At 67.3% G+C, this 12,976-nt stretch carries 14 protein-coding genes and 1 pseudogene; 8 read left to right on the top strand and 7 right to left on the bottom strand.

The window, feature by feature from the left end:
* Positions 1-21 precede the first annotated feature (21 nt).
* Entirely contained in the window at positions 22-897 is an 876-nt protein-coding gene (locus HF877_RS10755) for a LysR family transcriptional regulator (protein WP_169621400.1), read from the bottom strand.
* Between the two features lie 165 nt (positions 898-1,062).
* On the opposite strand from HF877_RS10755, the gene bla reads away from it, so the two are divergent.
* From bla to HF877_RS10725, 7 genes and pseudogenes are all read left to right on the top strand, one after another.
* Complete coding sequence (gene bla / locus HF877_RS10750; RefSeq protein ID WP_240952268.1) at positions 1,063-2,040, top strand: class A beta-lactamase; 978 nt, start codon at positions 1,063-1,065, stop codon at positions 2,038-2,040.
* Positions 2,041-2,128: 88 nt separating this feature from the next.
* Complete coding sequence (locus HF877_RS10745) at positions 2,129-3,112, top strand: aldose 1-epimerase family protein (protein WP_169621174.1); 984 nt, start codon at positions 2,129-2,131, stop codon at positions 3,110-3,112.
* 263 nt (positions 3,113-3,375) lie between these two features.
* Positions 3,376-4,674 (top strand): citrate synthase, encoded by a 1,299-nt coding sequence (locus HF877_RS10740; protein WP_169621173.1) that lies wholly within the window; start codon positions 3,376-3,378, stop codon positions 4,672-4,674.
* A 53-nt stretch (positions 4,675-4,727) separates the two neighbouring features.
* Positions 4,728-5,075 (top strand): annotated as a pseudogene (locus HF877_RS21325) (FKBP-type peptidyl-prolyl cis-trans isomerase); the annotation flags it as partial.
* A 3-nt stretch (positions 5,076-5,078) separates the two neighbouring features.
* Positions 5,079-5,450 carry an FKBP-type peptidyl-prolyl cis-trans isomerase gene (locus HF877_RS21320; protein ID WP_346765128.1) on the top strand — a complete coding sequence of 124 codons (372 nt, stop codon included), beginning with the start codon at positions 5,079-5,081 and terminating at the stop codon, positions 5,448-5,450.
* A gap of 106 nt (positions 5,451-5,556) precedes the next feature.
* Positions 5,557-5,970, top strand: a complete 414-nt coding sequence (locus tag HF877_RS10730) for an AraC family transcriptional regulator (RefSeq protein ID WP_169621171.1) — start codon at positions 5,557-5,559, stop codon at positions 5,968-5,970.
* A 54-nt stretch (positions 5,971-6,024) separates the two neighbouring features.
* A complete protein-coding gene (locus HF877_RS10725; RefSeq protein ID WP_169621170.1) occupies positions 6,025-6,456 on the top strand; it encodes a VOC family protein in 432 nt (143 codons plus the stop codon).
* Between the two features lie 61 nt (positions 6,457-6,517).
* On the opposite strand, the gene HF877_RS10720 is transcribed toward HF877_RS10725, so the two are convergent.
* Complete coding sequence (locus HF877_RS10720) at positions 6,518-7,843, bottom strand: HAMP domain-containing sensor histidine kinase (protein WP_169621169.1); 1,326 nt, start codon at positions 7,841-7,843, stop codon at positions 6,518-6,520.
* 1 nt (position 7,844) lies between these two features.
* On the bottom strand, positions 7,845-8,528 hold the full coding sequence (locus HF877_RS10715; RefSeq protein WP_169621168.1) for a response regulator transcription factor: 684 nt from the start codon (positions 8,526-8,528) through the stop codon (positions 7,845-7,847).
* 149 nt (positions 8,529-8,677) lie between these two features.
* On the opposite strand from HF877_RS10715, the gene HF877_RS10710 reads away from it, so the two are divergent.
* Complete coding sequence (locus tag HF877_RS10710) at positions 8,678-10,477, top strand: acyl-CoA dehydrogenase (RefSeq protein ID WP_169621167.1); 1,800 nt, start codon at positions 8,678-8,680, stop codon at positions 10,475-10,477.
* Positions 10,478-10,522: 45 nt separating this feature from the next.
* On the opposite strand, the gene HF877_RS10705 is transcribed toward HF877_RS10710, so the two are convergent.
* The 4 genes from HF877_RS10705 to HF877_RS10690 are packed head-to-tail and all read right to left on the bottom strand — an operon-like array spanning position 10,523 to position 12,921.
* Positions 10,523-11,095, bottom strand: a complete 573-nt coding sequence (locus tag HF877_RS10705; RefSeq protein ID WP_169621166.1) for a dihydrofolate reductase family protein — start codon at positions 11,093-11,095, stop codon at positions 10,523-10,525.
* A 20-nt stretch (positions 11,096-11,115) separates the two neighbouring features.
* The gene (locus tag HF877_RS10700; RefSeq protein ID WP_169621165.1) at positions 11,116-11,607 is read right to left on the bottom strand and encodes a CinA family protein; all 492 of its coding nucleotides are present in this window, start codon (positions 11,605-11,607) and stop codon (positions 11,116-11,118) included.
* A complete protein-coding gene (locus HF877_RS10695) occupies positions 11,597-12,370 on the bottom strand; it encodes a pyrimidine reductase family protein (RefSeq protein WP_169621164.1) in 774 nt (257 codons plus the stop codon). Before HF877_RS10695 ends, HF877_RS10700 begins: the two co-directional genes overlap by 11 nt.
* An 8-nt stretch (positions 12,371-12,378) precedes the next feature.
* Positions 12,379-12,921: a flavin reductase family protein gene (locus tag HF877_RS10690; protein ID WP_169621163.1), complete on the bottom strand. Its 543-nt coding sequence runs from the start codon at positions 12,919-12,921 to the stop codon at positions 12,379-12,381.
* Positions 12,922-12,976 lie beyond the last annotated feature (55 nt).

Raw genomic sequence — 12,976 nt, 5'->3', positions numbered from 1 at the left:
CGAGCCGCCGGGATGTACGGCTCAGCGCACCCGTTCCCTGAAGACCACACGATCCAGCGCCGCGACATACCGGTCGATGTCGGCGCCGGTTCGCCACACGAGACGCACCTGCAGCGCGGTCGCGGCGGGAGCCAACTGCAGCCACGCGACCCCCGGCGCCGAACCGGGCCTCGTGGTCGACATCCCGAAATGGGTGCCCGCAGCCACTGCGGCGAGGACGGCCCGGTCGTCCGGCGCAGTCGTCGTCTCGACCTCGAGACCGCGTTCGCGCAGTAGATCACGCACGGCGTCGAAGGCCCCGGGGTTTCCTGTTCGTGCAGGGGCTGCGAACGCCAGATCGGAGAGCATCGGGAACCGAGGCCGTTCGGCGTGGGCGCTGCGATGGTCCTTCGGCACGACGACCCACCGCGGAATCTTGGTGACGGGCCCGGCCTCCACGCCGTCCACGAGCGTGGGAAGTTCGACGACGGCGAAATGGCATCTGCCCGACCGCACCGCCTCGATCAGGTCGACGGTGGTCCCCGATTCGGTCGTCACCGCCGCATCGGTCTCGGCGCACAAGGCCGCGACGCACGCGGTGAGCAACCGGTCCGGGAGCGCGACGCAGGCGCCCCAGCGGACCACTGCGCGGGCGCCGGCCACGCGGACCGCTTCCGTGAGAAAACGGTCGGAGTCGTCGAGGAGCGAGCGGGCGTGGGGAAGCAGGTGCGCACCGGCGGAAGTGAGAACGGCACCCTGCTGCGTGCGGTGGACGAGCGGGGTCCCGATGTACTCCTCGAGGCGCCGAAGTCCTTGGGACAGTGGAGGTTGCGTCATCTCCAGTTCGGCTGCGGCGCGCCCGAAGTGTCCTGTGTCGGCGACCGCGACGAAGAACCGGAGATGACGGATCAGATCCATGGCCGACATTCAACCAGCGTCCTCGACACCGTCCCCGCTTTTACCGGAAGTGCGGCCAGTGTCGGCCTCGTACAGGGCTGTCACCAGGGGTGATACTTTTTCCGACTTGCCCCGGCCTCCGTAAAGTATTGGCATCGGCGAGAGGCCGGATGCTGTTGTAGCTGCATGGCAACACCACCCGCAGTCGACCGAACAGCACTGTCCCGCAGAGGCTTTCTCTCCGGTGCCGTCGTCCTGTCGGCCGCTCCGATCCTGGCCGCATGCGGCGCATCGGGCAGCACGATGCCACCGGATGCGACCCCGGCCGCGAGGGGCGTACCGGAGACACGGTTGCAACTGTCCGCGCTCGACGCACGTCTCGCCCGGATCGAGAACGACCACAAGGTCCGGCTCGGGGTGTTCGCGCACTCGCCGATCGACGGTCGGAGCTGTTCATACCGCGGCGACGAGCGATTCGCGATGTGCTCGACCTTCAAGATCTACGCAGCGGCCGGAATTCTGCGTCTCGAATCCCTCGGCCGGCTCACCCTCGACGAGACCATTGCGGTCGAGCCCGCCGACATCGTCGTCAACTCGCCTGTGACGACCGAACATCAGGGCCGCGTCATGACCGTGGGTCACCTGTGCGAGGCCGCGCTGACCCGAAGCGACAACACCGCCGCGAACCTCCTGTTGCGACGCCTCGGCGGACCGGACACGGTGACAGCCCTCGCGCGGGCTGTCAACGACAAGGCGACTCGCCTCGACCGGTGGGAACCCGAACTGAACGAAGCGGGGCGCGGCGACGAGCGCGACACCACGACCGCCGCCGGGCTCGGAGCGGGGTGCCACGAACTGCTTCTCGGTGCGGGGCTGCCGCCGCAGCAACAACGCACCCTCGCGGGGTGGATGCGGGGGAGCCTCACGTCCGACAAGCGCATCCGTGCGGCACTGCCGCCGGGCTGGACCGCGGCCGACAAGACGGGAGGAGGCGACCACGGGACGGTCAACGACGCCGGGGTCGTGTGGTCGCCTCAGGGGGATCCGCTCGTGCTGGTGGTGCTCTCGGATTCCACCACCGGTGACCCCGACGTGCCGATCGACGACGTCCCGACGGTGGCCGCCACCGCGGCCGTGATCGAGGCCATGACGACCGGTATGTGATCCGGGACTGCGGGGCAGGTTGGCGGTACGGACAGGTCAGCCGCCCGAATGGGTAGTGCGATCGCCCGCCGCCCGCAAGACTGGGTACATGTCCGACTCGATCCACCACTCGCAACGCGATCACCCGACCGATTCCCGGCCGGGAGACGGTCCCGCGCATTACGTGATCCGCGGCGGCGGCTACCGGGCCGAGGTGTCCGAGGTGGGCGCGGCGGTGCGTGAACTGGTGTACGACGATCCGTCCGGCCCCTACCGGCTCGTCGAGAGCGGGCCGGCCGAGGAACCGTGGCTGTACGCGGGCGCCGTGCTGGCGCCGTGGCCGGGTGGGGTGCGCGACGGCCACTTCTTCTTCGACGGAATCGAACACCAACTGGCGGTCACCGACCCGCGCCGGAAGACCGCCGTGCACGGCTTCGCCTGGAACAAGAAGTGGGACCTCGTGTCGCACACGGCTACCCGTGTCGAGCAGGTGCTCGAGGTCGGATTGCAGAAGGGATGGCCCTACCGGCTGCTGCTCACCGCGATCCACGAACTCGGTGAGTACGGGCTCGTCGTCACCCACACCGCGACCAACATCGGCGATTTCCACGCACCGTTCGGTCTCGGCGTGCACCCGTATCTGCGGGCCGGTGAGACCCCCCTCGACGAGTGCAGCCTGCACCTGGCGGCGGGTACCCGCGTTCCGATCGACCGCGAACGTGGTCTTCCCACCGCGTACTCACAACCCGTCACCGGTACCGAGTACGACTTCACCGCACCGCGCTCCCTCGCCGGTGTACGGCTCGCGACACCGTTCAGTGCCCTCGACGAGGACGCCGACGGTGTGGTGCGTCATCGTCTCTGCGGTCCCGACGGGCGCGGTGTGGAATTGCGAACGGTGCCGGAGTTCGGGTGGCTGTATGCGACCACCGAGACGGCCGGGTCCGGGGGTGCTGCGGAGCGTTCGCTCGCTCTGATTCCCGCGACGTGCCCTCCTGATGCGTTCAATCTGGGTATCGACGAAGTGGTCCTGCAGCCGGGGCAGGGCTGGGACGCCAGCTGGGGCCTGGGTGCGGTGGGTTTCTCCGGGTGACGCACGGGCGCCGCGAACGGCAGGAGGCGGGGTGGCAATGGCGCTACCACACGGATCGCGTACGATTACCCCAGGTAAGCGGCGTGCGCCGACCTTGCGGCGGAGTTTCCGAGGGTGCGGGCCGACGTCCGACGTCGATATCAACGAAACACTGTGCGGGGACTTTCGACCGACCCTGGCTGGGCGCACGCGCTGCGCTACGGCTAGGTTCTACCTGAATGTTCGGAAGTTTCTCGTAGGTCTGAGCTTGAGAGGGATCCTTCGTGCCCGCTGAGAATGAACCCACAACCGCCCTCAGCTACCCCGGTGGCGAGCACGCGATGTCGATCGCCAAAGCAACGGAAGGCAATGACGGTATCGAGCTGGGCAAGCTCCTTGCGGAGACCGGGTACACCACCCTCGACCCCGGTTTCGTCAACACTGCCTCCACCAAGTCGGCGATCACGTACATCGACGGTGAGAAGGGCATCCTGCGTTACCGCGGGTACCCGATCGAGCAGCTTGCCGAGAAGGCCAGCTTCATCGAGGTCAGCTACCTGCTGATCTACGGCGAGCTGCCCACGTCGGACCAGCTCGAGACGTTCACCGACAAGATCCGCCGGCACACGCTGCTGCACGAGGACCTCAAGCGCTTCTTCGACGGCTTCCCGCGTAACGCGCATCCCATGCCCGTCGTGTCGAGCGCCGTCAATGCGCTCTCGGCGTACTACCCGGACTCGCTCGACCCGGACGACTCGGAGCAGGTCGAGCTGTCGACGATCCGCTTGCTCGCCAAGCTCCCGACGATCGCCGCGTACGCCTACAAGAAGTCCGTGGGCCAGCCGTTCCTCTACCCCGACAACTCGCTGTCGCTGGTCGAGAACTTCCTGCGGATGACGTTCGGTTTCCCGGCCGAGCCGTACGAGATCGACCCCGAGATCGCGCAGGCTCTCGACATGCTGCTGATCCTGCACGCCGACCACGAGCAGAACTGCTCGACGTCGACGGTGCGTCTGGTCGGTTCGTCGGACGCCAACCTGTTCACGTCCATCTCGGGCGGCATCAACGCGCTGTGGGGCCCGCTGCACGGCGGTGCGAACCAGGCTGTGCTGGAGATGCTCGAGCAGATCAAGAACTCGGGCGGCGACGTCAACGAGTTCGTGCGCAAGGTCAAGAACAAGGAAGACGGCGTGAAGCTCATGGGCTTCGGGCACCGCGTCTATCGCAACTACGACCCGCGCGCCGCGATCGTCAAGAAGACCGCCGACTCGATCCTCAAGAAGCTCGGTGCGGGCGACGAACTGCTCGAGATCGCCATGAAGCTCGAAGAGGCCGCGCTCACCGATGACTACTTCATCGAGCGCAAGCTGTACCCGAACGTCGACTTCTACACCGGTTTGATCTACCGCGCCATGGGCTTCCCGGACCGCATGTTCACCGTGCTGTTCGCGTTGGGCCGCCTGCCGGGCTGGATCGCGCACTGGCGCGAGATGCACTCCGACCCGACCCTCAAGATCGGGCGCCCGCGCCAGATCTACGTCGGCCACACCGAGCGTGACTACAAGGGGATCGATCTTCGCTGACCGATCTGTCCGAGCGTGTGCGACGACTGCCACTCGACAAGGGAGAAGGACCTGTGAGTAAACCGGAGATCGAGTTCCAGGAGGGCCCCGCGCCCACCGAACTGGTCATCAAGGACATCACGATCGGTGACGGTCCCGAAGCCACGCCGGGTGCGGTCGTCGACGTGCACTACGTCGGTGTCGAGTTCGACACGGGCGAGGAGTTCGACTCGTCGTGGAGCCGTGGCGAGTCCATCCGCTTCCCGCTCGCCGGTCTCATCGCCGGCTGGCAGGAGGGCATCCCCGGCATGCGTGTCGGTGGGCGTCGTCAGCTGACGATCCCGCCGGAACTCGCCTACGGTCCCGCCGGATCGGGCCACCAGTTGTCGGGCAAGACGCTCGTGTTCGTGATCGATCTGCTCGACGTGCAGGTCCAGCCCGAACCGCCGGTCATCGAGAAGTCGGAAGGCCCCGCGCCCACCGAACTCGTGGTCGAGGACATCACCATCGGTGAAGGTCCCGAGGCGCAGCCCGACGCGACCGTCGACGTGCACTACAAGGGCGTCGAGTACGAGACCAACGACGAGTTCGACTCGTCGTGGAGCCGCGGTCAGTCCGTCGCGTTCCCGCTCGGTCGGCTGATCCCGGGCTGGCAGCAGGGCATCCCGGGTATGCGGGTCGGTGGTCGCCGCAAGCTGACCGTGCCGCCGGAACTCGCATACGGTCCGGCCGGTTCCGGTCACCCGCTCGGCGGCAAGACGCTGGTGTTCGTGATCGACCTGGTCGACCTGCCGTAGTAATCCGTTTCATGAGGGCCCGAGTCCGGCGTATGCCGGACTCGGGCCCTCATGCATCCGGGCGCATTCACGAGCACGTGCAGGTTCTCGCTGCCAGACTGGGGTAATGGCAGTACGAGTGCGGGTGCCGACGGAACTCCTTCCGCACCTGCGCCGCGCCCGCGACGTCGCCGACCGTGACTATGCGGAGCCGCTCGACCTCGTCGGACTCGCCGCCAACGCCGGCGTATCCAAGTTTCACTTCCTCCGGTGTTTCGCCGCGGTGTACGGCAGGACACCGGGGGCCTACCTCGCCGAGCGGCGCATCGAGCGAGCCCAGGACCTGCTGCGGGCGACCAACCTGACGGTCACCGAGATATGCCACGTCGTCGGGTACACCAGCCTCGGTTCGTTCAGCGCCAAGTTCCGGCAACTGGTCGGTACGTCACCGTCGGTGTATCAGGCGAAGTTCGCCGAGTCCGGTGCGCCGCGAATCCCCGGTTGCTACGTCTTCATGCACGGCCTGAGCGACCGGTCCTGAACGCCGCAATTTCGGAGAAGCGCAGGCACCGGCGCCGGCCCTAGGTTGGAATACATGATTACCAACATTTCTCTGGTCACCCTCTGGGTCACCGACCAGGACGCAGCCAAGAAGTTCTACACCGACACGATGGGATTCGCCGAAGGCACCGACGTCACGCTGGGCGACGGGTTCCGCTGGGTATCGATCCTGCACCCCGACCATCCCGAACTGCAGGTCACGCTCGCCAAGCCCGGCCCGCCCCTCTCCGACGACACAGCAGAAGCGATCCGGCGGGCACTGGACGCCGGAACCATGGGCGGATTCGGTCTCGCCACCGACGACTGTCACGCGACGTATCGCGAGCTCGCTGCCAAGGGGGTGGAGTTCGTTCAGCAACCGGCCGAACGGCCGTACGGCATCGAAGCCGTGATGCGGGACAACTCCGGCAATTGGCTGGTGCTCGTGGAGGCGCGAGAGTTCACCGGAGAGTCTCTCCCGCACTGAGTAATTCGAACACAATGCACCCTCGCGATCGAGTCGGTGCCGGGAACGTCGCCGGTACCGATCATCGATCGCGGGGGCGCGTGCGGGGCAACCGGACGACGAGGCGTGCTCCCCCGAGCGGACTCTCGTCCAGGTGTGCGTCGCCGCCGTGCAAGGTTGCCTGCTGCGCGACCAGTGCCAGTCCGAGCCCGGACCCGGTGCGGCGGGAATTCGATCCGCGCCGGAACCGTTCGAACACTGCCGAGCGTTCGTCGGCGGGGACACCCACTCCGTCGTCGTCGACGATCAGGCTGGTGGCGGCATCGTCCCTCGAGACGGTGATCCGAACGAGCGATGCGCCGCCGTGCCGGACGGCATTGGTGATCGCGTTGTCCACCACGAGTCGCAGGCCTGCGGGCAGGCCGCGCAGCGTCCGGCCGGCATCCCCGCGGACGTCCACGGTCAGGCCCGGATATCGGCGCATCGCGTCCGCGGCAGCGGTGTCGCAGATCTCGACGGGATCGACGTCGACGAAATCGCGGTCGGTGGACAGGTCGCCTCTGGCGAGGCGTTCGAGGTCGTTGAGGGTCGCTTCCAGCCGTGCCTGAGTGCGCGCGAGGTCGGTGAGTATCTCGGACCGGTCGTCCGCCTCGAGGTCGAGGGTCGTGAGTACTTCGATGTCCGTCCGCATCGCCGTGAGGGGCGTCCGCATCTCGTGTGCCGCTGCCGCCGCGAAGTCACGCGCCGTGGCCAGCGCGGCGTCGGTGGCGGCACGCGCGCGTGCCACGTCGTCGAGCATCGCGCCCACCGCCGACGCGAGTTCGTCGGCTTCCGTGACTCCGGAGGGGCGTGGCGAGAGATCCCGGTCGCGGGCGACGATCCGGCGGGTCAGGTCGACGAGCGGACGCACCGCGCCACCGCCGAGCAGCCAGCCGAGACCGGTCGCGGCGGCCACTGCGACGGCGCCGGCGATCAATACCTGCCGGTGCTGATCCGTGGTCACATCCTGCGCCTCGGCCAGCAGGACGGCCACCGACATCAGACCGCGATTCGATTCGATGGGGGTGGTGTACGCGCGGTAGTCGATCCCGTCGAGGGTGACGGTCTGCGCGCCGGGTTCGAGGACGGGCAGTTCCGTGGGCGTGCTCGCCCGCAGTGCGCCGTCGGGTTCCGCGCGGATCGTCATGGCGAACGCACCGCCGTCGCCGAATACCGGCAGGAACAATTCGGCGGCCGCGGCGTTGGCTGCCAGCACATCGGCGGCGAGGTCGAGGCGCCGGTCGAGTTGTGCCAGATTGTTGCGCGAAATTGCCAGCGCCACAATGACACCCAGAATCCCCACGACGATGGTCGTGCCCAGCGCGGTCGCGGTGGCCACTCGTGCGCGCAACGAGAACGAGCGGGGCACCTCAGGGCTCCCGGAGAACGAAGCCGACGCCGCGCACGGTGTGGACGAGCCGGGCGCGGCCACCTGATTCGAGCTTGCGGCGGAGATAGCCGACGAACACGTCCACGACGTTGGTGTCTGAGGTGAAGTCGTAGCCCCACACGAGCGACAACAGGCGCTCGCGGGAGAGCACGATGCCCGCATTGCGGGCCAGGACCTCGAGCAGCTCGAATTCGCGTTTGGTCATGTCCACGGGATCGCCGTCGACGAACACCCGCCGGCCCGCCGGTTCTATGCGCAGGGCGCCGACCCGCACCGCCTGATCGTCGGCCGGTGCGCGGCGGCGCAGCATTGCTTTGATACGCGCGACGAGTTCGGCGAGGACGAACGGTTTGGTCAGGTAGTCGTCGGCGCCGGATTCGAGCCCGGCGATGCGGTCGTCGACGGTGTCGCGGGCACTGAGCACGCAGATCGGGATGTCGTCCCCCGCACCGCGCAGGGTGGTGATGACGGCTGTCCCGTCGAGACCGGGCATGTTCATGTCGAGCACCATCACGTCGGGCCGCTCGGCTTCTACGACTTCGAGGGCTTCGGCACCCCCGGCGGCGGTCAACACCGAGAATCCGGAGAGGCGGAGACCGCGGTGCAGGGAGGCGAGGACGTCCGCGTCGTCGTCGACGACCAGCACAGAAGGGGATCCGCTCATGAAGGGCAGTATTCCCGTATTCGTGGCGTCGGCGCCAAGCATCGCGCGGTACCGTGCACCCACGGCTGCCACCCCGCCGGTCGTCCGGCCCGCCCGGATTGCTCTACTGGGTGCGCGCTCGATCGGTACTCCGCCGAAAGGACCCCTCCATGCCTGCTCCCGTGCTGTCCCGCCGCGACCTGGACTTCTTGCTGTACGACTGGCTCGACATCGAGTCCCTGACCACCCGTTCGCGGTTCGCGGAGCATTCCCGTGAAACGTTCGACGCGGTGCTGGACCTGAGTGCGGACATCGCTACGAAGCATTTCGCGACGCACAACAAGAAGGCCGATGCCCAGGAACCCCGGATGGACGAGGACGGCCGCGTCGAGATCATCCCGGAGGTCAAGGCCGCACTCGACCTCTTCTCCAAGGCGGGGCTGATCGCCGGCGGGTTCGACGAAGCGCACGGCGGCATGCAGTTGCCCATCGCGGTTCTGCGCGCGTCGATGGCGTGGTTCCAGGCGGCGAATGCAGGCACCTCCGCGTACCCGTTCCTCACCGCGGCCAATGCGAGCCTGCTCGTCGCGCACGGCAGCGACGAGCAGATCGCCACCTTCGTGCCGCACATGCTCGAAGGCCGGTTCTTCGGCACCATGTGTCTGTCCGAGCCGCAGGCAGGCTCGTCGCTCGCCGACATCACCACCAAGGCCGTGCCAGTGGGCGACGGCACCTACCGCCTGACCGGAACGAAGATGTGGATCTCCGGCGGCGACCACGAATTGACCGAGAACATCGTGCATCTGGTGCTCGCCAAGATTCCGGGAGGCCCCGCCGGCGTCAAGGGCATCTCGCTGTTCATCGTTCCCAAGTTCCTCGTCGAGCCGGACGGCACGCTGGGCGACCGGAACGACGTCGCCCTGGTGGGCCTCAACCACAAGATGGGCAATCGCGGCACCACGAACACACTGCTGAACCTCGGCGAAGGCACGTACACACCGGGCGGAGAGGCGGGAGCGGTCGGCTATCTTCTCGGGGAGCCGAACAAGGGCCTGTCCTACATGTTCCACATGATGAACGAGGCACGGATCGGGGTCGGATTCCTCGCGACCTCGCTCGGCTACGCCGGATACCTCCAGTCGCTCGACTACGCACGCACCCGGACACAGGGCCGCCCACTCGGCGCGAAAGACCCGGCTTCCCCTCAGGTGGCCCTCGTCGAACACCCCGACGTACGCCGGATGCTGTTGGCGCAGAAGTCCTACGTGGAAGGTGCGCTGGCGCTCGGCCTGTACTGTTCCACCCTCGTCGACGAACAGCGGACCGCACCTGACGAGGCAGCCCGGTCGCGTGCGGGGCTTCTGCTGGACCTGCTCACCCCGATTGCCAAGTCGTGGCCGTCGCAGTGGTGCCTCGAAGCCAACAGTCTTGCGATCCAGGTGCTCGGCGGTTACGGGTACACCCGGGAATTCGATGTCGAACAGTATTACCGCGACAACCGGCTCAATCCGATTCACGAAGGCACCCACGGCATTCAAGGGATGGACCTCCTCGGCCGCAAGGTGATCATGCAGGGTGGCGCCGCGCTCGCGGTGCTGGGAGAGACCATCGGCGAGACCGTGACGAAGGCGCTGGACGCCGGTGGCGACGCCGCGGAGTACGCGCAGCAGTTGCAGCGTGCCGTCGTGCGGGTGGGGGAGACGACCACCGCCCTGTGGTCGACCGGCGATCCGGCTGTCGCGCTGGCGAATTCGACCGTCTACCTCGAAGCGGTCGGGCATGTGGTGGTCGCGTGGATCTGGCTCGAACAACTCCTCGCCGTGGGCGAGCGGGACGGCGCGTTCTACGACGGCAAGCGCGCGGCGGCCCGGTACTTCTTCCGATTCGAACTTCCGAAGACGGGGCCGCAGTTCGATCTGCTCGCGAGCCTCGACCGCACCACCCTGGACGTCGACCCGTCCGTCCTCTGATCCGGTGCCGCCGTGACAGCCGTCGCTGTCACGGCGGCGGCACGGTCAGCGACGGGCAGCGAGACGAGTGATCGTGACGCCCGCGACCGAGCGACTCTCGACGGGATCGAAGTGATGCGGTGCGAAGTCCGCGCGGAACAACGGTATTCCGTTGCCCGCCACGATCGGATTGACCTTGAGGACGAGTTCGTCGATCTCGGGTAACAGTGCGCCGGCGAGAGATCCGCCCCCGCACAACCAGATGCCTCCGCCGTCCTGTTGCTTCAGATCACGCACGTACGCGAGCGGATCGCTGTCGACGAGTGTGACGGTGTCGTCCGGTGCTTCGCTCATCGTGGTGGAGAAGACGTACTGATTCAGATGCTGATACGAACTCGTGACCCCGTCATCGAGGGACGGCTCCCACGTGCGTCTGCCCATGACCACCGCGTCGAAGTTCTTGTTCGGCGGGTCGATCCCGAGATGCGCACGCGCCTGGGTGGGGATGGTTTCCGGAAACTCCTCGACGAGTACCGACACCACCAGTTCGTCGGGTACCGGAAAGAAATCGAACCCGCCCGACGGGTCGGCGATGAACCCGTCGAGCGTGGTGGCCACGTAGTAGGTGAGTGTGCGCAAGAATGCTCCCGTCTCGGCAGTCAGGCCTGTGCCCGATCGACGAGCAATGTTAGGGCATGACGCACGGTCCGGGCGAGCACTTTTTGGGGGTCACCCTCGAATTGCTTTTCCTCGCACCGGGTTCCCTCCGGCCCGGTGGTGGCGAACCAGACTGTGCCCGGCGGGCGCCCGTCCTGCGAGTCGGGTCCGCCCGCTCCGCTCACGGCAACCACGATCTCCGCTTCGAGCAGGCGCGAGGTGGACTCGGCCATGGCCCGGACAGCTTGCTCGCTCACGACCGGTCCCTCGGGAACGCGGAGCAGACCGTGTTTCACCTCGCGTGAGTACGCGACGATGCCGCCGCGAAACCACTCCGAACTGCCTTTCGCGGCGCCGAGGCGCGCCGCCAGCGTTCCCGCGGTGAGGGACTCCGCGCACCCCACCGTCAGACTGCGCTCGGACGCGAGGTCGGCGAGTCGTTCGATCAAGTCGTCGGAACGATCGGTTCCTTCGACAATGTCGTCATCGGCCACGGGAAGCTCCTTCTCTGTCGTCTCGAATCCATCGGGTGAGCAGGGTGCCGTCGTCGTCGGCGACCAGGTGGGTCCGTCGCATGGGGGTGACGACGGGAGTCGGCGTCGAGGCGATGCGCCCCGCAGCGCCCGCCGCGAGGACGGGGGCGAACGTCAGGCACAGGTCGTCGACGATGTCGGCTTCGATCATGCTGCCGAACAATTGCGGACCTCCTTCGCACAGTACGCGCGTCCATCCGGCCTTCGTGACGGCGGCGAGCAGGGCTGCACCGTCGATGGTGTCGTCGGCGATCACCCGGACGTCGGCACCGGCGTCCTCCGCCCTGCGGCGGTTGGCGACAGGGGCGCTCGCACTGGTGAACACGATCGGAGGCACCGCCGTATCGGTGAACAGCCTCAGATCCGACGGGAAGTAGCAGGACGTCGTCACGACCGCGATGGGAGGCACGGCGTCGAGCCCGTCCGCTTCACGACGCGCACGAAGCGTCTCGCTGGTGCGCGCGCCTCCGTAGTTCTCGGTCCGCACGGTGCCCGCGCCGACGAGGATCACGTCCGCGAGTTCCCTGAGCAGCCCGAAGACCTTCTTGTCCGACGGGGTGCCGAGCGCCCCGGACCGGCCTTCCACCGCGACCGCACCGTCGAGGGAGGACACGAAGTTGACGCGCATCCACGGGCGCTCGAGCCCTTCCGGATACGCGTACAACTGCCGGAGCCGATCGTCGCCGACGTCGGTGGGGGAGGCGGGGTCGTCGAGTTGGTGCATGCACCCGATCAGATCACGCCGGTTCGTTCCCCGCTATGTCGCGCGCCGTGGCCGGCGTCCATGTCGCTCACGTCGCGGAAGGTCAGCAGCGTGTCCAGCTTCTCGCGGAGTTCGCCCTCCTCGGGATCGAGCAGGAACCCCATGTGGTCGCCGAGATCGAATCTGCCCAGCACGCGCCCGACGAACCAGCCGGCTGCGCCGTCGAGGATCGGCAGGCCGTGCGGACCCTCGCTCCACGCGCACTGCGAGAACTTGTCGATCTCGTCGCCTGTCTGCTCCCCGAAAAGCTCCGATATCGCGCGGTTCTCGGGGGAGAGGACATGCACGGCGAGGTACTCGGCCTCCTGGGCGACACGGAAGGTGTGGTTCTTGTTCGAGATGGCGACGAGGAAGCGTGCCGGATCGATGCCCGTCTGAGTCGTGAACCCGACGAGGCACCCGCTGCGTTCTTCTCCGCCGCGCGTCGTGACGATGTACATCGGGTAGTCGAGCTGGGACATGATGTCGGCGAACCCCTCGGAGGAGCCGCGGACTGCATCGGTGTCGGACATGCTCCGATCGTACGTTTTACGTAGTGCCGATACGGTTTGGTGCGGGCGACGGCGC

This window comes from Rhodococcus sp. BL-253-APC-6A1W, from assembly GCF_012843405.1.
Classification (GTDB): Bacteria; Actinomycetota; Actinomycetes; order Mycobacteriales; family Mycobacteriaceae; genus Rhodococcus.
This window is presented reverse-complemented; position numbering and strand designations above follow the sequence as displayed.

Excerpts from the sequence above, each read along its gene's own strand:
- HF877_RS10755 (WP_169621400.1), bottom strand. The coding sequence starts at position 897 with ATGGATCTGATCCGTCATCTCCGGTTCTTCGTCGCGGTCGCCGACACA.
- bla (WP_240952268.1), top strand. The coding sequence starts at position 1,063 with ATGGCAACACCACCCGCAGTCGACCGAACAGCACTGTCCCGCAGAGGC.
- HF877_RS10745 (WP_169621174.1), top strand. The coding sequence starts at position 2,129 with ATGTCCGACTCGATCCACCACTCGCAACGCGATCACCCGACCGATTCC.
- HF877_RS10730 (WP_169621171.1), top strand. The coding sequence starts at position 5,557 with ATGGCAGTACGAGTGCGGGTGCCGACGGAACTCCTTCCGCACCTGCGC.
- HF877_RS10725 (WP_169621170.1), top strand. The coding sequence starts at position 6,025 with ATGATTACCAACATTTCTCTGGTCACCCTCTGGGTCACCGACCAGGAC.
- HF877_RS10715 (WP_169621168.1), bottom strand. The coding sequence starts at position 8,528 with ATGAGCGGATCCCCTTCTGTGCTGGTCGTCGACGACGACGCGGACGTC.
- HF877_RS10710 (WP_169621167.1), top strand. The coding sequence starts at position 8,678 with ATGCCTGCTCCCGTGCTGTCCCGCCGCGACCTGGACTTCTTGCTGTAC.
- HF877_RS10695 (WP_169621164.1), bottom strand. The coding sequence starts at position 12,370 with ATGCACCAACTCGACGACCCCGCCTCCCCCACCGACGTCGGCGACGAT.
- HF877_RS10690 (WP_169621163.1), bottom strand. The coding sequence starts at position 12,921 with ATGTCCGACACCGATGCAGTCCGCGGCTCCTCCGAGGGGTTCGCCGAC.